This window comes from Mycobacterium sp. B14F4 (genome assembly GCF_039871645.1).
In the GTDB taxonomy this organism is placed as follows: domain Bacteria; phylum Actinomycetota; class Actinomycetes; order Mycobacteriales; family Mycobacteriaceae; genus Mycobacterium.
This window is the reverse complement of the sequence record NZ_JBDPMF010000012.1, coordinates 21,956-38,016: the sequence shown is the minus strand read 5'-3', so window position 1 is coordinate 38,016 and position 16,061 is coordinate 21,956. Positions and strand designations below refer to the sequence as shown.

At 66.4% G+C, this 16,061-nt stretch carries 15 protein-coding genes; 13 read left to right on the top strand and 2 right to left on the bottom strand.

The window, feature by feature from the left end; all coding sequences use genetic code 11:
• Window positions 1–10 precede the first annotated feature (10 nt).
• The 3 genes from ABGB19_RS24450 (at window position 11) to ABGB19_RS24440 (ending at window position 1,811) form a co-directional block, all read left to right on the top strand.
• On the top strand, window positions 11–847 hold the full coding sequence (locus ABGB19_RS24450; RefSeq protein ID WP_347688583.1) for a hypothetical protein: 837 nt from the start codon (window positions 11–13) through the stop codon (window positions 845–847).
• 100 nt (window positions 848–947) lie between these two features.
• Window positions 948–1,343: a hypothetical protein gene (locus ABGB19_RS24445; RefSeq protein ID WP_347688582.1), complete on the top strand. Its 396-nt coding sequence runs from the start codon at window positions 948–950 to the stop codon at window positions 1,341–1,343.
• Window positions 1,344–1,439: 96 nt separating this feature from the next.
• A complete protein-coding gene (locus tag ABGB19_RS24440) occupies window positions 1,440–1,811 on the top strand; it encodes a DUF732 domain-containing protein (protein WP_347688581.1) in 372 nt (123 codons plus the stop codon).
• A 5-nt stretch (window positions 1,812–1,816) separates the two neighbouring features.
• Here ABGB19_RS24440 and ABGB19_RS24435 read toward each other — a convergent pair whose 3' ends face one another.
• Window positions 1,817–2,713 carry a LysR substrate-binding domain-containing protein gene (locus ABGB19_RS24435; RefSeq protein ID WP_347688580.1) on the bottom strand — a complete coding sequence of 299 codons (897 nt, stop codon included), beginning with the start codon at window positions 2,711–2,713 and terminating at the stop codon, window positions 1,817–1,819.
• Window positions 2,714–2,804: 91 nt separating this feature from the next.
• Between ABGB19_RS24435 and ABGB19_RS24430 the strand changes: the two genes are divergently transcribed.
• The 4 genes from ABGB19_RS24430 (at window position 2,805) to ABGB19_RS24415 (ending at window position 7,096) form a co-directional block, all read left to right on the top strand.
• Window positions 2,805–3,983 carry an acyl-CoA dehydrogenase family protein gene (locus ABGB19_RS24430; RefSeq protein WP_347688579.1) on the top strand — a complete coding sequence of 393 codons (1,179 nt, stop codon included), beginning with the start codon at window positions 2,805–2,807 and terminating at the stop codon, window positions 3,981–3,983.
• A complete protein-coding gene (locus ABGB19_RS24425; protein ID WP_347688578.1) occupies window positions 3,980–5,209 on the top strand; it encodes a CaiB/BaiF CoA-transferase family protein in 1,230 nt (409 codons plus the stop codon). The genes ABGB19_RS24430 and ABGB19_RS24425 overlap by 4 nt, the downstream gene beginning before the upstream one ends.
• The gene (fabG, locus tag ABGB19_RS24420) at window positions 5,203–5,931 is read left to right on the top strand and encodes a 3-oxoacyl-ACP reductase FabG (RefSeq protein WP_347688577.1); all 729 of its coding nucleotides are present in this window, start codon (window positions 5,203–5,205) and stop codon (window positions 5,929–5,931) included. The genes ABGB19_RS24425 and fabG overlap by 7 nt, the downstream gene beginning before the upstream one ends.
• A 94-nt stretch (window positions 5,932–6,025) precedes the next feature.
• Entirely contained in the window at window positions 6,026–7,096 is a 1,071-nt protein-coding gene (locus ABGB19_RS24415) for an alcohol dehydrogenase (protein ID WP_347688576.1), read from the top strand.
• 22 nt (window positions 7,097–7,118) lie between these two features.
• On the opposite strand, the gene ABGB19_RS24410 is transcribed toward ABGB19_RS24415, so the two are convergent.
• Window positions 7,119–8,927 carry a helix-turn-helix domain-containing protein gene (locus ABGB19_RS24410; protein ID WP_347688575.1) on the bottom strand — a complete coding sequence of 603 codons (1,809 nt, stop codon included), beginning with the start codon at window positions 8,925–8,927 and terminating at the stop codon, window positions 7,119–7,121.
• A gap of 184 nt (window positions 8,928–9,111) precedes the next feature.
• Here ABGB19_RS24410 and ABGB19_RS24405 point away from each other — a divergent pair, with 184 nt between their 5' ends.
• From ABGB19_RS24405 to ABGB19_RS24380, 6 genes are all read left to right on the top strand, one after another.
• Entirely contained in the window at window positions 9,112–10,047 is a 936-nt protein-coding gene (locus tag ABGB19_RS24405) for an alpha/beta hydrolase (RefSeq protein WP_347688574.1), read from the top strand.
• 52 nt (window positions 10,048–10,099) lie between these two features.
• Window positions 10,100–11,731, top strand: a complete 1,632-nt coding sequence (locus ABGB19_RS24400; RefSeq protein WP_347688573.1) for an NAD(P)/FAD-dependent oxidoreductase — start codon at window positions 10,100–10,102, stop codon at window positions 11,729–11,731.
• A 45-nt stretch (window positions 11,732–11,776) separates the two neighbouring features.
• Window positions 11,777–13,156, top strand: a complete 1,380-nt coding sequence (locus tag ABGB19_RS24395) for an NAD-dependent succinate-semialdehyde dehydrogenase (protein ID WP_347688572.1) — start codon at window positions 11,777–11,779, stop codon at window positions 13,154–13,156.
• Window positions 13,153–13,611, top strand: a complete 459-nt coding sequence (locus tag ABGB19_RS24390) for a carboxymuconolactone decarboxylase family protein (RefSeq protein ID WP_347688571.1) — start codon at window positions 13,153–13,155, stop codon at window positions 13,609–13,611. Before ABGB19_RS24395 ends, ABGB19_RS24390 begins: the two co-directional genes overlap by 4 nt.
• A gap of 9 nt (window positions 13,612–13,620) precedes the next feature.
• Window positions 13,621–14,454 (top strand): NAD(P)-dependent oxidoreductase, encoded by an 834-nt coding sequence (locus tag ABGB19_RS24385; protein ID WP_347688570.1) that lies wholly within the window; start codon window positions 13,621–13,623, stop codon window positions 14,452–14,454.
• A 190-nt stretch (window positions 14,455–14,644) separates the two neighbouring features.
• On the top strand, window positions 14,645–16,021 hold the full coding sequence (locus ABGB19_RS24380) for an MFS transporter (RefSeq protein ID WP_347688569.1): 1,377 nt from the start codon (window positions 14,645–14,647) through the stop codon (window positions 16,019–16,021).
• Window positions 16,022–16,061 lie beyond the last annotated feature (40 nt).

Genomic DNA, 16,061 nt, shown 5'->3' with positions numbered 1-16,061 from the left:
AGGAGGAGCCATGCCGTGGGATGAGGATGGCACGGATTACGACGAGCCGAAGTCGGGCGGTGACTCGCACGAGGACGAGTTCGACGAGGAGTATGGGGAGCAACAGCCCAAGGGAGATGCGGACCGCGCGCAGGCCGACGAACTGGCCGCGGCCTACGCGGCCGATATCGAGTTCTGGGAGAATCAGGGCTCGGACAACCGTCAGCAGGATCCACCCGCCGAACCTGAATACTCGCCGTTCGCAAAGAGTCTCGGCGACTTCGACGACTTCAGCTTCGAGTGGGCTGCCAGATCCGTTGCCGGTGCGCTCGAGGACGCGGATCAAGTCTCGAATGTCGCTCGCTTGAGCTCATTGGAAGCCGAGGACTTCGACTGGGCGGAAAGCGTCAGTCAGGTGGGCCCGCCGGCGCCGGATGCCCCGCCGAGTGAACCGCCGGCCGATTTCGATTTCGCAAGGCCGTTCAGCGAGGCCCGCGATGACACCAGCGTCTCGTTCCCCTTCTCCGAGCGATCGCCCGACCGGTCGGAACCGCGTGGTCTTGACCAGCCCGAGACCGTCGAGCACGTCGAACCTGTTGGTGGCGCGGGCAGTGAACCGGCCCCGGCGAGTAGCCCGTCGATTGAGCCGGCGTCCGTGTTCACCGACGGTGCGGGCGACAGCGGCACGTCGCTGTCGTATCAGGTGGGTGAGCCTGGACCCGAAACCATCGGCTTCGATCCCAGCATGCCCGACATCTCCGCGACCGAGTTCCTCGACGGCCCCGCTCCTATCTACGACCCCGCAACGGAATTCGAGCCGGCACCGGACAACTCGCTGCAGATCGACTCGACCGAATTCTTGGGGTGAGCGGAGGAAACTCGAAAAAAGTGTGACGGCATCGATGTGATGTGGCCCTTACCAGTGAACGTCGCTCAATCGGAGCGGCGAGCACCGATAGGAGAACACCATGTCCCTCACCGCCACTTACAAGACCGGTCTGCGCCGGCTCGGCGTGCTGGTCGCCTTGGGCGCAGGCACAGCACTCGCCGGCTTGGGCGCCGTCGGGAACGCCGCGGCAGACACCTTCGACCCCGCAGTACCGTTCACCCCCGACCAGCCGCGGTATTCGCTGCAGATGCCGTGGGACGCGCCATTCCCTTCGGGTCCCGACCGCGGCGACACGGTCAGCCTGAACCCTCAGCCGCTGCCGCCGGGCCCGGACCTCGGCGACAGCGTCGCCCTGAATCCTCAGCCCCTGCCTCCCGGTCCGGATCGTGGCGACAGCGTCTCCCTCAATCCGCAGCCGCTGCCGCCGGGTCCGGATCTGCGCCTTCCCTTCCTGCGGCTGCTGCCCCGGTTCTGACCCACCCGCACTCATCGATTGCCTTCGGGCGCCTGGTGCGGACTGGGCGCCCGAAGGACCACGAACAGACATAAACAGACATAAGGAGTGCATAGCATGAAAATTCAGGGAACGTCGATGGCGGCGGTGTGCCTGCTCGCGCTCGCGATGGCGGGGTGCAGTGATGAGAAAGCCAGTACGTCCTCACCCGCCGCGTCGCCGGCCCCCGCGACCGCATCGGCATCAGCGCCGGCCATGGCCGCGGACGGCGGTGACTTCCTCACCGCGGTGCACAACGCGGGGTTGCCGATCGACAGCGACGACTACGCCGTCGCGGTGGCTCAGGGCGTGTGCGACATGATCAAGGAGAACCTGCCGGCCGACGCGCCGCAGGAGTTGGTGCGCAACAGCGAACCCGACTTCACCGACGACCAGGTGACGTTCTTCATCAATACCGCCGAGCAGCGGTACTGCCCGACGATGGGGTGAGGACCCTATTCATCGAGGGTGAACAGACAGTCCAGGACCGAGCGCACCGCCGGCGTTCGATCGTCTCGCCGCCATACGGCCCGCAGGTCCACATCGAGGTCGGGAGTCGCCGCCCCGTCAAGCGGCACGAAGACCACGCCCGGATCAGTTGCGTTGCGCGCCACGGACGCAAAGGTCAGATGACAACCCACCTCGGCGCTGACCAACGCCAACGCGGTCTGAGTGTCCGGCGCCACCTGAACCACATCGGCCACGAAACCACAGTCGTGGGCGAGTCGGCGCAACCGATCGGACAGCACTGAGCCCTCCTCCGGCGGCAGCGAGACGAACCCGTCGTCAGCGAAGTCAGCGATCGAGACCTGGCGCATGGCCGCCAGCGCATGGGTGTCCGGCAGTGCGAGAACCAGTTCGTCGCGCATCACGATTCGCGACGACACCTCGGCGGGGATGACGTCCCAGCGCCCCAGGGCGATGTCGGTGTCGCCCTGGATGAGTTTCCTCATTGCCGGCTGCGCGAAGTTCTGACTGGACAACTCGAGCTCGATGCCCGGTCGCTGAGATCGCACGACGCGAGCCAACCGGGCGACGTGGGGATGCGTCGACATACCCGCGAAGGCGATCCGCACCAATCCGGCCGCTCCCTCGTCTGCTGATCGCACCGCGGTGTCCGCGCGCCGCAGCGCGGCGAGCACCTCTTTGGCAGGCGCGACGAGCGCCTGCCCGCTGGCCGTGAGCCGCACCGATCGGGTGTTGCGATCGAAAAGTTGCGTCCCGAGTTGGCGTTCGAGCTGTTTGATGGTGCGACTCAGCGGCGGCTGCGCCACGTGCAGTCGTTCGGCCGCACGGCCGAAGTGCAGCTCCTCGGCCACCGCCAGGAATGCCCTCAGCTGGTGCACGTCCATACCGTCTCCGACCGTTCCTTTCACTATTGGTATCACAGAAAGAGCGATTAAGTATTGGACTGTACTCAATCTGTCACCGATAGTGAGTGACATGTACTCCGGCAATCCCGATGTTCCCGCCGACGTCTTCGCCGACGTTCTCAAGCAGATCAACCACTTCGTGCGTGACCGCGTCGTTCCGCGCGAGCTGGAGATCATGGCTTCCGACGCGATTCCATCCGACCTGCGCACCCAGGCCGCCGAGATGGGCTTGTTCGGCTACGCGATTCCGCAGGAGTGGGGCGGGCTCGGCCTGGATCTCGTGCAGGACGTCGACGTTGCCATGGAACTGGGCTACACCTCACTGTCGCTGCGGTCGATGTTCGGCACCAACAACGGCATCGCCGGCCAGGTGCTGGTCGGTTTCGGCACCGACGAGCAGAAGGCGCGCTGGCTCCCGGGAATAGCGTCCGGCGAGGTGGTGGCCTCGTTCGCGCTCACCGAACCCGGGGCCGGGTCCAACCCATCGGGTCTGCGCACCACTGCCACGCAGTCAGACGGCGGCTGGATCATCGACGGTCGCAAGCAGTTCATCACCAACGCCACCGAAGCCGGCCTGTTCGTGGTGTTCGCGCGCATGGCGCCGGCGTCGGCGAAGAGCACCGGCATCGCGGTGTTCCTGGTTCCCGCCGACGCCCCGGGCATCGAGGTCGGTCCGAAGGACGCGAAGATGGGGCAGGAGGGATCGCGCACCGCTGACGTCACGTTCAACGCGGTGCAGGTCGGGGCCGAGGCCCTCGTCGGCGGCGACGGCGACGTCGGTTACCGCGCCGCAATGACCTCGCTGGCCAGGGGCCGCATCCACATGGCCGGGTTGGCGGTGGGCTGCGCCCAGCGTGCTCTCGACGAGTCGGTGTCTTACGCCGCCACGGCCACCCAGGGCGGCACGGCCATCGGCGACTTCCAGCTGGTGCAGGCGATGATCGCCGACCAGCAGACCGGAGTGATGGCCGGCCGTGCGCTGGCGCGGGATGCGGCACGGATGTACGTCACCGGTGAGGATCGGCGTATCGCACCGTCGGTCGCCAAGCTGTATTGCACCGAAATGGCAGGTAAGGCAGCCGATCTCGCCGTCCAGGTACACGGCGGCTCCGGTTACATGCGTGAGGTTCCCGTCGAACGCATTTACCGCGACGTCCGTCTGATGCGCCTCTACGAGGGCACCAGCGAGATCCAGCGGCTCATCATCGGTGGCGGGCTGGTACGCCAGGCCAAGAGGAAACCATCGTGAGCCTGCCGCTCGAGGGATTCACGGTCGTGGCCATCGAGCAGGCCGTGGCGGCACCACTTGCCACCCGCAACCTCGCGGACCTCGGCGCGCGGGTGATCAAGGTCGAACGCGTCGACGGCGGTGATTTCGCCCGGGGATACGACCACGTCGTCCACGGCACCGGAGCCCATTTCGTCTGGCTCAACCGCGGCAAGGAGTCGATCGCCGTCGACCTCAAGTCCGCGGAGGGGCGCTCGATCGTGCGGCGCCTGATCGGCCGCGCCGATGTCTTCCTGCAGAACCTCGCACCGGGAGCGGCTGACCGCCTGGGACTGGGCGCCGACGAATTGCGTTCGCAGAGACCCGAACTCATCGCGGTGGGGATATCAGGATTCGGCGTCGGCGGCCAGTTCGAGCAGCGCAAGGCCTACGACATGCTGATCCAGGCCGAAGCCGGCCTCATCTCGATCACCGGAACCCCGGATCACCCCGCCAAGACCGGCATCCCGACCGCCGACATCGCGTCCGGCATGTACGCCGCACAGGCGGTGCTGGCCGCACTGCTCCGCAGGCTGCGCACCGGCGAAGGAGCGACGATCGACGTGTCGATGCTCGACGCGACGGTCGAATGGATGGGCCACGCCCTGTACACGCAGATGCACGCCGGCGCGCCGCCGCCGCGAATGGGGTTGAGCCACACCTCGATCGCGCCCTACGACGCCTACCCCACCAGCGACGGGCAAGTGCTGATCGGGGTGCAGAACGATTCTGGCTGGCGCGCGCTGGTCACCGACGTCCTCGACGCCCCGCAACTGGCCGACGACCCGCGCTTTGCCACCAATGTCGACCGCGTGCGCAACCGCGCGCAGTGCGACGCCGAGGTCGGCGCACGGACGCAGCGATGGTCCACCGTCGACCTCGATGCGCGATTGGCCGCGGCGGGAATTCCCGCCGCGCAGGTCAAGGAGCTCAGCCAGGTGGTGGACCATCCCCAGCTTCGCGAGCGAAACCGCTGGCGCACCATCGGAACCGAGAACGCCAGCGTCCGGGCATTGCTGCCCCCTGCGACCTTCTCCGACACCGACCTGGCGATGGGCGACGTGCCCGCGTTAGGGGAACACACGCTTGCCCTGCTGGTCGAATCCGGCCTCGATGAGGCCGCCGCTGCTGACGCCGTGACCCGCGGAGTCGCCCACCAAGCCGACACCGTCGAGCCTGCACCCACCGAAAAGGAACTCTCATGCTGAACGGACGCACCGCCGTGATCACCGGAGGCGCACAGGGAATCGGGTTCGCGATCGCCCGGACCTTCGCCGAGCACGGAGCACACGTCGTGATCGGTGATCTCGACGAAGCCAGGGCCAAGGAGGCGGCGGCCTCGTTGAATGCCGACGCACTCGGAACCGGGTGCAACGTCACCTCCGCCGCGGACGTCGACAATCTCCTCGTCACTGCGACAACCGCTTTCGGTTCGCTCGACATCATGGTCAACAATGCGGGAATCACCCGCGACGCCACCATGCGCAAGATGACCGAGCAGCAATTCGACGACGTGATCGACGTGCATCTGCGGGGCTGCTGGAACGGGACACGACAGGCCGCGGCCATCATGCGCGAAACCGGCGGCGGCTCGATCATCAACATGTCGTCGATCTCCGCCAAGGTCGGGTTCATCGGCCAGACGAACTACTCCGCCGCGAAGGCGGGCATCGTCGGTCTGTCCAAGGCGGCGGCCAAGGAAGTGGCGCACCTGGGCGTGCGGATCAATGTCATTCAACCCGGCCTCATCCGCACTGCGATGACCGAGGCGATGCCGCAGAAGGCCTGGGACCAGAAGATGAGCGAGATTCCCATGCAACGCGCCGGCGAGCCGGACGAAGTCGCCTCTGTCGCCCTGTTCTACGCCTCGGATCTCTCGTCGTACATGACGGGCACCGTCGCCGAGGTCACCGGCGGCCGCTACATGTAGGTCGGTGTTTCAAAGTGGAACACCGGGTTACGCCTGTGAACAGTCACGATCGGCGAACGACTACAACCCGCATCCGCGGAAGACAGGAGCTGACATGCGCGCATTCGCCGTCACGGAGGGCAGTTCGACCGTGACCGAACTCGATTTGCCGACACCACAACCCAGCGGGACGGAGGTCTTGCTGAAGGTGATCCGCTGCGGGGTCTGCCACACGGACACCCATCTGCGCGACGGCGGCTACGACCTCGGCCGCCGAGGCAAGATGCGCCTTTCCGATCGCGGCGTCACATATCCGTTGGTGATGGGCCACGAGGTGGTGGGGGTCGTCGAAGAAGTCGGTCCCGACGTCGTCGACGTCAAGGTCGGTGACGTCCGGTTGATCTACCCGTGGGTCGGCTGCGGAAAGTGCCACCATTGCCAAGCGGGACGGGACAATTACTGCGCCGCCGGGAAGAACCTGGGCGTGGCACGACGCGGCGGATACGCCGACCACATCCTGGTGCCGGATGCCAAGTACCTAATCGACATCGCCGGATTGGATCCGTCCTGGGCGGCGACGATGGCCTGTTCCGGGCTGACGGCCTACAGCGCCGCCAATAAGGTGCTGCCCCTACCGCCCGACCAGCCGATCGTCGTGATCGGCGCGGGCGGAGTCGGGTTGACGGCGGTGGCCACGCTCAAAGCGTTGGGCCACAACCGGATCTGTGTCGTCGACGTGTCACCGGGCAACCTTGACATCGCCATCCGACTCGGGGCGTCCGACACTGTCCTGTCCGGCGACGACACGGCCAGGGAGATCGTCAAGACGTGCGGGGGGCCGGTCGAGGCCGTCATCGACTTCGTCAACAACGACACCACCGCCCGCGCGGCGTTCGACAGCCTGCGCAAAGGCGGACACCTGGTGCAGGTCGGCTTGTTCGGCGGTGAGTTCGTCATCCCGACCGCGCTGATGGCGCTGAAGATGCTGACCATCAGCGGCAGCTTCGTCGGGAGTCTCGACGAACTGCGTGCGGTCGCAGCGCTGGCCAAGCAGGGTGCGCTACCCGCCATCCCGATCATCGAGGAACCGCTCGACGCCACCTCGGTCAACAACGCATTGGACAAGTTGGTGCACGGCGGGGTCGCCGGCCGCATCGTCCTGCAGGCCTCCCCGAGCAGCGCGTGAGCGACCGGCCGATGGGCCGAGATCACCTACCCGGTGCGATCATTCGCTCGTCGGCATCGATCTTCAAGGACCGCATCTTGCGGTAGAGGGTAGTGCGCCCGATGCCCAGGATGTCCGCCGCGCGGGCCTTGTTCCCGCCGGCCTCCTGCAGGGCGCTCACGATGGCGTCGCGCTCGCCCTGCTCGTAGCGACTCAGTGAATGCCGGGGCGCCTGCTGCATCGGCATCGGCAAGTCCTTGGCCTGGACCAGACCTCGGCGCGCGTGATCCGGCAGGGCGGCGACCACTCTGGTCAACTCTGCGACATTGCCGGACCACGGCCACGCCAGCAGGCCTTGAAGCGCCGCGGGCGAGAAGCGCGGCGTCGGTTCGCCGGGGAAGAGTTTGGCGGCAACCTCGCTCACGACGTCGAGCAGCTCGCCGCGCAGGCCCGCGAGGGAAGGGACGCGCACCGGCATGGCGTCGTCCACCTGGTCGCCGCCCGCGCCGACGCGCTCGGTGAGGACGACGCGGACGCCCGGGTCGACGCCGGGACGGGGAAGTCTGGCGAACTCGTCGAGTCGTTCCCTCGACTCCGGGGACAGTTTCTCCCCTCCCACGACGATGATCCCGCGACCCTCGCGCAGCGCGGCTACACCGTCGCCCCAGATACCGTCATCTGCGGGCAGGTCGCGGGCGGCCACGACCCTGGGCTCCTGACCGGTGCGCGCCCGCAGCCATCGAGAAGCTTGGAAGCGCTTGCCACTGCCGGGGCCGCCGACGACCCGGATGAGCCCGTCCGCGGCGGCGACGGCGGTGAGCTGCCGTTGAACCTCGTCGTACGGGCGCGGGCGGGGGCGGTGTGCGGCCGCACCGTCGGACACCTCGTGCAGATCGGCCACCACCGGCTCTGCGCCGCGGACGGGCCCGCCGTCACCCGGCTCCGACGGCTCCAGGAATTCCAGCGCGAAGATGGCGTCCTGACCGGGGCGGCCGAAGCGCTGCACCATGACCTCGCTGCCCAGCATCGGCACCTCGAAGCGCAATTCGTTGTGATCCCATGGATTCAGACGCAGCCTCTCCCACAGCTCGGCGTAGGACTCGGCGTCGACGCGGGCCAACGCGGGTAGGTCTGTCATGACGGTGCCCGAATTCATCACCAGCACCGGGCGCTTCGAGGAGCGGAATCGGCGGTAAGTCCGCGCCAGTTCCAAGTCCCTTGCGTCGGCCATGCTTTCGAGCGCTTCAGCGATCTGCTGCGCGGCCTGGCGCGCCATGGAAACCATCAGCGGGCTAGCGCCGTCGACATGGGAGGTGAGCGACAGCGAACCCACGATCCGGCCGGTGATCGGATGTTTGATCGGGGCGCCCGCGCACGCCAGTTGGGCGAGCGCGGAGTTGAAATGCTCGGCGCCACGGACGAAGACGACCCCGCGCGCCTCGATGGGAGTGCCGAGCCCGTTGGTGCCCAGTGACTGTTCGGAGAAGTCGAAACCCTCGACGGCGTTCGCCCGATCCATCGTCCGCTCGTCCTGAGGGTCGACGATGCGGCGGGACACGATGCGGCCGGCCTCGTCGGCCAGGAACAACGTCAGCCGCGACTCGGCGAGGTTCGTCTGCCACTGGTCCATCACCCGACCCGCGGCCCGCAGGATCGTGCTGTCAGGATCGATCTCCCCGACGATCTGCGGCCCGGCGTCGGGATCGATATGCGACGAGACCGATCGGCGCCAGCTCTGCTCGATCTCCTTGGCGACCAGCGTGGGCGGAATGTCGGCGCGCAACAGGCCGTCCGCGATCAACCGCTCGCGGACGCTCCGTACCTCGTCCTCGCGAGGTGACCTCGCCGTCACCAGCCCATTGTCAGCCGATAACCAGCAGGCGTCCACTATCCGGCGCTGCCGGTCCGGGGCCGCAGGTGTTTCACATTGGAACGCTTTGGACTCCGTACCCGCTCATACCGTGAATTCAGACACCGTGGCAGCTCGCACAACGAGCAGACCGCGGCGGATACGACACACGGAACGAAGGCAACAGATGACCACCTCCACCTCCGAACAGACCGCCGGCACCCACGCCGGCCCAGCGAGCCAGGACGTGCTGCGCGACCTGTACGCCGACTGGTCGGCGATCATGGCGGCCACGCCGGACCTCGGCATCCGCCTGCTGCGCTCCCTGTTCGACGAGTGGCACCAGCCCACGGTCGAACCGCAGGGTGTGACGTACCGCGAGGACACCGTCGGCGGCGTCCCCAGCATCTGGTGCCTCCCCGAGGGCGCGGACAAGTCCAAGGTGCTGCTGTACACCCACGGTGGCGGATTCGCCGTCGGCTCGGCCGCCAGCCACCGCAAGCTGGCAGGTCACGTCGCCAGGGCCGTCGGTGCCGTCAGCTTCGTGCTGGACTACCGGCGCGCACCCGAATTCCAGCACCCCGCACAGGTCGAGGACGGGGTGGCCGCATTCGACGCGCTCGTCGCCTCCGGAATCGCGCCGCAGGACATCACGACGATCGGCGATTCCGCCGGCGGCAACCTCGCCATCGCCATCGCGCTGTCACTCAAAGCTCAGGGCAGGCCGGGGCCCGGCAGCGTCGTCGCGTTCTCCCCGTGGCTCGACATGGAGAACAAGGGCGAGACGCTGGTTACCAACAACGACACCGACGCGCTGATCACCCCGGAGCTGCTCGAGGGCATGATCGCCGGCGTCCTCGGCGACACCGTCGACCCGAAGGCTCCGCTGGCGAACCCCCTCTACGCGGACTTCACCGGCTTCCCCCGGCTCTACGTCACGGCCGGAAGCGTCGAGTCGCTTCTCGACAACTCCACCCGGCTGGTCGAGCGCGCGAGGGCGGCAGGCGTCGACGTCACCCTGTCGATCGGTGAGGGCCAGCAGCACGTCTACCCGTTCCTGGCCGGACGTTCCGCAATCGTCGCCGAGGAGTTCGACAAGCTCGCCACCTGGTACCGCAACTGACCCCCTACTACCCCAATCCAATTCCCTCTTCAACAACAAGGAGATCACCCCGATGAGCACGACCACCCACACCGCGCCCCACACCGTCGACGCCGTCGTCATCGGCGCCGGGTTCGGCGGCATCTATGCCGTCCACAAGCTGCACAACGAACTCGGCCTCACCGTGGTCGGGTTCGACAAGGCAGGCGGACCCGGCGGCACCTGGTACTGGAACCGCTACCCGGGCGCGCTGTCCGACACCGAGAGCCATCTCTACCGGTACTCCTTCGACCGCGATTTGCTGGCCGACGGCAGCTGGAAGACCACCTACGTCACCCAGCCCGAGATCCTGGAGTACCTCGAGAGCGTCGTCGACCGCTTCGATTTGGGCCGCCACTTCCGGTTCAACACCGAGGTCACCTCCGCGATCTACTCAGACGACGAGGGCACATGGGAGGTCACCACCGCCGAGGGCGAGGTGTACCGGGCCACGTACGTCATCAATGCCGTCGGTCTGCTGTCGGCGATCAACTTCCCGAAGCTGCCCGGTCTGGACAACTTCGAGGGCGAGATGATCCACACCGCCGCCTGGCCCGAGGGCAAGGACCTCACCGGCCGCCGCGTCGGCGTCATCGGCACCGGTTCCACCGGCCAGCAGGTGATCACGGCGCTAGCGCCGCAGGTCGAGCACCTGACCGTGTTCGTCCGGACACCGCAGTACTCGGTCCCGGTCGGCAACCGCCCCGCGACCCAGGAGCAGATCGATGCGATCAAGGCCGATTACGACAACATCTGGGCTCAGGCCAAGAGTTCGGCTTTCGCCTTCGGCTTCGAAGAGAGCACCGTGCCGGCGATGAGTGTCTCCGCCGACGAGCGGCAGCGGATCTTCGAGAAGGCCTGGCAGCACGGCGGCGGATTCCGGTTCATGTTCGGCACTTTCGGTGACATCGCCACCGACGAGCAGGCCAACGAGGCCGCCGCTTCCTTCATCCGGTCCAAGATCGCCGAGATCATCGAGGACCCGGAGACGGCCCGCAAACTGATGCCCACAGGGTTGTTCGCCAAGCGTCCGCTGTGCGACGACGGTTACCACAAGGTCTACAACCGGCCCAACGTGGAGGCCGTCGCCATCAAGGAGAACCCCATCCGCGAGGTCACCGCCAAGGGTGTAGTGACCGAGGACGGAGTCCTGCACGAACTCGACGTGCTGGTCTTCGCCACGGGGTTTGACGCCGTGGACGGCAACTACCGGCGAATCGAAATCCGCGGCCGCGACGGCCTGCACATCAACGACCACTGGAACGGCCAGCCGACCAGCTACCTGGGCGTCACCACAACGAATTTCCCGAACTGGTTCATGGTGCTGGGTCCCAACGGCCCGTTCACGAACCTGCCGCCCACCATCGAAACCCAGGTCGAGTGGATCAGCGACACAATCGATTTCGCCGAACGCAACGGCGTGCAATCGGTCGAGCCCACACCGGAGGCCGAGGCCGAATGGACGCAGACCTGCACCGGGGTGGCCAATGCGACCCTGTTCACCAAGGGCGACTCGTGGATCTTCGGCGCGAACATCCCGGGCAAGAAGCCCAGCGTCTTGTTCTACCTCGGCGGCCTGGGTAACTACCGCGCGATCTTGGCCGACGTCAGCGCCGACGGGTTCCGCGGCTTCGAGGTGAGGTCGGCCGACATGGTCGCGGCCTGACGCCAGATCCATTACCTAACAAGACGACTCACACAAGGAGCACCCATGGGTGTGTACACCACCATCGACCCGGCCACCGGGGAACAGTTAGCGCAATATCCGGAGATCACGGACGGCGAGCTGAATGATCTCATCGGGCGCAGCGCGGCGGCATACCGGTCCTGGCGGACCACGCCGCTCGACCAGCGCCGAGCGGTCCTGTCTCGCGCCGCTCAGATCCACCGGGAACAGGCCGACGAGCTGGCCGAGCTGATCACCCTCGAAATGGGCAAGCCGATCGCACAGGCCAGGGGCGAGGTGGAACTCGTCGCGTCGATCTACCAGTACTACGCGGACCACGCGGCCGAATTCATGGCCGACGAACCACTCACCATCGCAGGACCCGGCACCGCCGTCGTCCGCACCGAGCCGATCGGCCCGCTGGTGGGAGTCATGCCGTGGAACTACCCCTACTACCAGGTCGCGCGCTTCGCCGCCCCGAACATCGCCCTGGGCAACACGATCATCCTCAAACACGCGCGCAACTGTCCCCAGTCCGCTCTGGCTGTCGAACGGGTTCTCGCGGAGGCCGGATTGCCCGAGGGTGTGTACGTCAACGCGTTCATCTCCTCGGTCCAGGTCGCGGATGCCATCGCAGATCCACGCGTCCAGGGCGTCTCGATCACCGGATCCGAGAAGGCCGGTTCCGCGGTCGGCGAGGTCGCCGGCCGTCACATGAAGAAGGTCGTGCTCGAGCTCGGCGGCTCGGACCCGTTCATCGTGCTTGACGACGCCGATGTCGGCGCGGCCGCCAAGGCCGCCGTCGTCGGCCGGCTTGCCAACGGCGGGCAGGCGTGCACAGCGTCGAAGCGGTTCATCGTGGAAGATGCGGTGTACGACGAGTTCGTTTCAAAGCTCGTCGAGGGGATGGCGGGCTGGCAGCCTGCCGACCCGACCGCCCCCGAGACGAAGCTGGGACCGCTGGCGTCGGACTCGGGCGCCAAGGAGCTGGACGAGCTGGTGCAAGAGGCGATCTCGCACGGAGCCGAGGTCCTGCTGGGTGGCGACCGCCCGAACGGGGCCTGGTATGCCCCCACTGTCCTGGCACGCGTCACGAGGGGGATGCGTGCCTACAGCGAAGAGCTGTTCGGCCCGGTGGCCGTCGTCTACCGCGCCGGCTCCGTCGGCGAGGCGATCGATCTGGCCAACGATTCCCCGTTCGGCCTCGCGTCGAGCGTGTTCACCTCCGACCCGGAAAGGGCCGACAGGGTGGCCGAGGAGCTCGAGACCGGCATGGTGTGGATCAACAGCACCAGCAAGAGTTCTCCGGACCTGCCGTTCGGCGGGGTCAAGGGCTCCGGCGTCGGCCGAGAGCTGGCCCGGTTCGGATTCGACGAATTCGCCAACAAGAAGCTCGTGAGAAACCCGAAAGGACAACAGCGATGACCACCACGACCGATACTGACGACACACCGAACGGGAGCACCGCGATGGTCAGCGATCGTTATCAGCGCGGCCTGGACCGCATGATGGACCTCGTCTCCACCGAGCAGGCCGATACCTTCGATCACGCCAAGCTCGTGGAGTCCTACAAGACGCTGGACCCGGACCTGCCCGACTACATCGTCTCTTTCGCCTTCGGGGACATCTACTCGCGGACCAGCCTGACCCAGCAGGAGCAGACCCTCGTCACCATCTCCACCCTGGTCGGACTGGGCACCGAGCCCCAGTTGAAGTTGCACATCAACGTCGGCTTCAACGTGGGCTTGACCAAGGAGAAGATCGTCGGCGCGCTGATTCACTGCATCCCCTACGTCGGGTTCCCCCGCGTGCTCAACGCCCTGACCCTGGTCAAGCAGGTCATGGCGGAGCGGGGTCTGACGCCGGACACCACGGACTGAGGGTCGGCGATGAGTACGGCGATAGGATTTGTCGGACTGGGAACAATGGGCTTCCCGATGGCGGTCAACTTGACGAAGGCCGGCTTCGACGTCATCGGATACGACGCCTACAAGGGCGTCTACGAGAAAGCGGAGTCAGCCGGCATCACCATGGTGGACACGCTCGCAGAGGTGGCGGAGCAGGCTGACGACGCGATCATCTCGATGGTTCGCGACCACGCGCAGAATGTCGAGATCATCTTCGGTGAAAACGGTCTGCTGTCCGCGCAGCCCAAGGGCAAGACGATCATCGTCATGAGCACGCTGGACCCGGAGACGATGAACGAACTGGGCAGGAAAGTCGAAGACGAGAGCGCGTTGAACCTGATCAGCGCGGCGGTGAGCGGCGGCGCCTCGGGTGCTCGAGCCGGCACCCTGTCGATCATGACAGCGGGTCCCGAAAGCATCGTCACGTCTTGTCGGCCCTATTTCGACGCGATCGGATCGCACGTCTTCTTCTACGGCGAGCAACCCGGGAACAGCCAAGTCGCGAAATTGGTCAACAACATGATCCTGGGCATCACCATGAACGCCGTCGCCGAGGGTCTCAAGTTCGGAAAACACTACGACCTGCCGCAAGAGGAACTGTTCAACCTCTTGAAGGTGAGTACCGGCGACAGTTGGGTGGTCAGAAACTGGTCTGACATCTCCCAGTGGACGCCAGAAACTGCGTTGTCGGTCTTACAGAAAGATCTGAAGGCGACCTACAACCAAGGGCTTTCGCACAACATCAGTCTGCCCTTCAACGCATTGTCCTCGACGCAGTTGTTCGATTCCATGGGCAAAGCGGGACCACAAGCGTAGCGCCGACCGGCTGTCGAACCTGTTGCCCAGCAACAGGTTCGGTGTGAGCGTGCGCGCACCGACCGCAAGCCGGCCACCCGATCCCCAACCCATGTGTTTCACATCGGAACACCGCCTCGCGGGTTGCTCCCCTCACCCTTGATTCAGAACGTGAACCGCACCACGGAAGTCCGCACGAAGGAGACTTGACATGACGTTCCCCGTAGCCACCGACCAGGACACCCGCCGCAGACGAACGGTGCTGTGGGTCGTCGCGCTCGCCACCGTGGGCCTGATCTTCGACGGGTACGACCTCGTCGTCTACGGCGCCGTGGTGTCGACCTTTCTGAAGGACCCGAGCCAGCTCGGCGAGGTCACGCCGGCGATGGCCGGCACCCTCGGCAGCTATGCGCTGCTGGGGATGATGGTCGGCGCCCTGCTCGCCGGGGCTTTCGGCGACATCCTCGGTCGACGCAAGGTCATGCTCATCTCCTACGCGTGGTTCTCCGTCGGCATGTTCGTCACCGCGTTGATGAGCACTACGACCACCTTCGGCGTGATGCGCTTCCTCACCGGCCTCGGTATCGGTGCGCTGATCGCCACCACCGCCACGCTGGTCACCGAGATCGCTCCGCCCGGCAAGAAGAACCTGTGCAGCGCCATCACGTACTCCGGGGTGCCGCTGGGCAGCCTGCTCGGCGCGCTCCTGGCGATCCTGCTCCTGGGCGCCATCGGCTGGCGCGGGCTGTTCATGGTTGGGGCACTGCCGATACTCACATTGTTGCCCCTGGCGATCGTGAAGATGCCGGAGTCGGTGCCCTGGTTGGTCGCCCGCGGCCGAATCGACGAGGCCCGGGTGGTCTCGGAGCGAACCGGCGTCCCGATGCCCGACAGCGTCCCCGTTTCGGAGAACACCCAGCGGGTCGGTGTCGCAGGGCTGTTCAGCCGCGGCTTCCTGTTGTCGACGGTGGTGGTCGGGCTGATGGGTGCCCTCGCCCAGTTCCTCAACTACTACCTCAACACCTGGCTGCCGGTGCTGATGGAACAGGCGGGGTTCAACGCCAAGGGATCGCTGGCCTTTCTCCTGGTGCTCAGCGGCGGTGCCATCATCGGCGCGGTGGCCGGCTCCCGGTGCGCCGACCGGTTCGGTCCCAAACCCGTTGTGGCGGTCTGCTTCCTGATCGGTGCGGCGTTCATCGCCCTGCTGACACTGGACCTCCCGTTGGCCGTTCGGCTGGCGTTCGTCGCCGTTGTCGGATTCGGCACCACCGGAACGTCGATCCTCATCTACGGGTTGGTGGCCAACCACTTCCCCACCCAGATGCGGGGTGCGGCGGTCGCATGGGCGGCGGGATTCGGCCGACTGGGCGGGGTCAGCGGCCCACTGCTGGGCGGACTGTTCCTGGCCGCCGGCCTGGGCGTGAACGCAGTCTTCTACGTGCTGGCCGGCCTGGCCGTCGTGGGCGTCGCCCTGACCTTGATGGTCCCGAAAGGGCACCACGCGAGGGCCGTTCCGGCGACACCGGTCAAGCCCACTGTGCCGGCCGAGCCCGCTGTGCCGGTCGGCGCCGGGGCCCTGGCCACGTAGGCCCGCGTTCGCGGTGCAATACGCCTCAACGATTTTCGAG

What these genes read in the sequence shown, in the direction of transcription:
- ABGB19_RS24430 (WP_347688579.1), top strand. Translation starts at nt 2,805, where the DNA reads ATGTACTCCGGCAATCCCGATGTTCCCGCCGACGTCTTCGCCGACGTT.
- ABGB19_RS24445 (WP_347688582.1), top strand. Translation starts at nt 948, where the DNA reads ATGTCCCTCACCGCCACTTACAAGACCGGTCTGCGCCGGCTCGGCGTG.
- ABGB19_RS24440 (WP_347688581.1), top strand. Translation starts at nt 1,440, where the DNA reads ATGAAAATTCAGGGAACGTCGATGGCGGCGGTGTGCCTGCTCGCGCTC.
- ABGB19_RS24415 (WP_347688576.1), top strand. Translation starts at nt 6,026, where the DNA reads ATGCGCGCATTCGCCGTCACGGAGGGCAGTTCGACCGTGACCGAACTC.
- ABGB19_RS24400 (WP_347688573.1), top strand. Translation starts at nt 10,100, where the DNA reads ATGAGCACGACCACCCACACCGCGCCCCACACCGTCGACGCCGTCGTC.
- ABGB19_RS24395 (WP_347688572.1), top strand. Translation starts at nt 11,777, where the DNA reads ATGGGTGTGTACACCACCATCGACCCGGCCACCGGGGAACAGTTAGCG.
- ABGB19_RS24380 (WP_347688569.1), top strand. Translation starts at nt 14,645, where the DNA reads ATGACGTTCCCCGTAGCCACCGACCAGGACACCCGCCGCAGACGAACG.
- ABGB19_RS24385 (WP_347688570.1), top strand. Translation starts at nt 13,621, where the DNA reads ATGAGTACGGCGATAGGATTTGTCGGACTGGGAACAATGGGCTTCCCG.
- fabG (WP_347688577.1), top strand. Translation starts at nt 5,203, where the DNA reads ATGCTGAACGGACGCACCGCCGTGATCACCGGAGGCGCACAGGGAATC.
- ABGB19_RS24390 (WP_347688571.1), top strand. Translation starts at nt 13,153, where the DNA reads ATGACCACCACGACCGATACTGACGACACACCGAACGGGAGCACCGCG.
- ABGB19_RS24435 (WP_347688580.1), bottom strand. Translation starts at nt 2,713, where the DNA reads ATGGACGTGCACCAGCTGAGGGCATTCCTGGCGGTGGCCGAGGAGCTG.
- ABGB19_RS24450 (WP_347688583.1), top strand. Translation starts at nt 11, where the DNA reads ATGCCGTGGGATGAGGATGGCACGGATTACGACGAGCCGAAGTCGGGC.
- ABGB19_RS24405 (WP_347688574.1), top strand. Translation starts at nt 9,112, where the DNA reads ATGACCACCTCCACCTCCGAACAGACCGCCGGCACCCACGCCGGCCCA.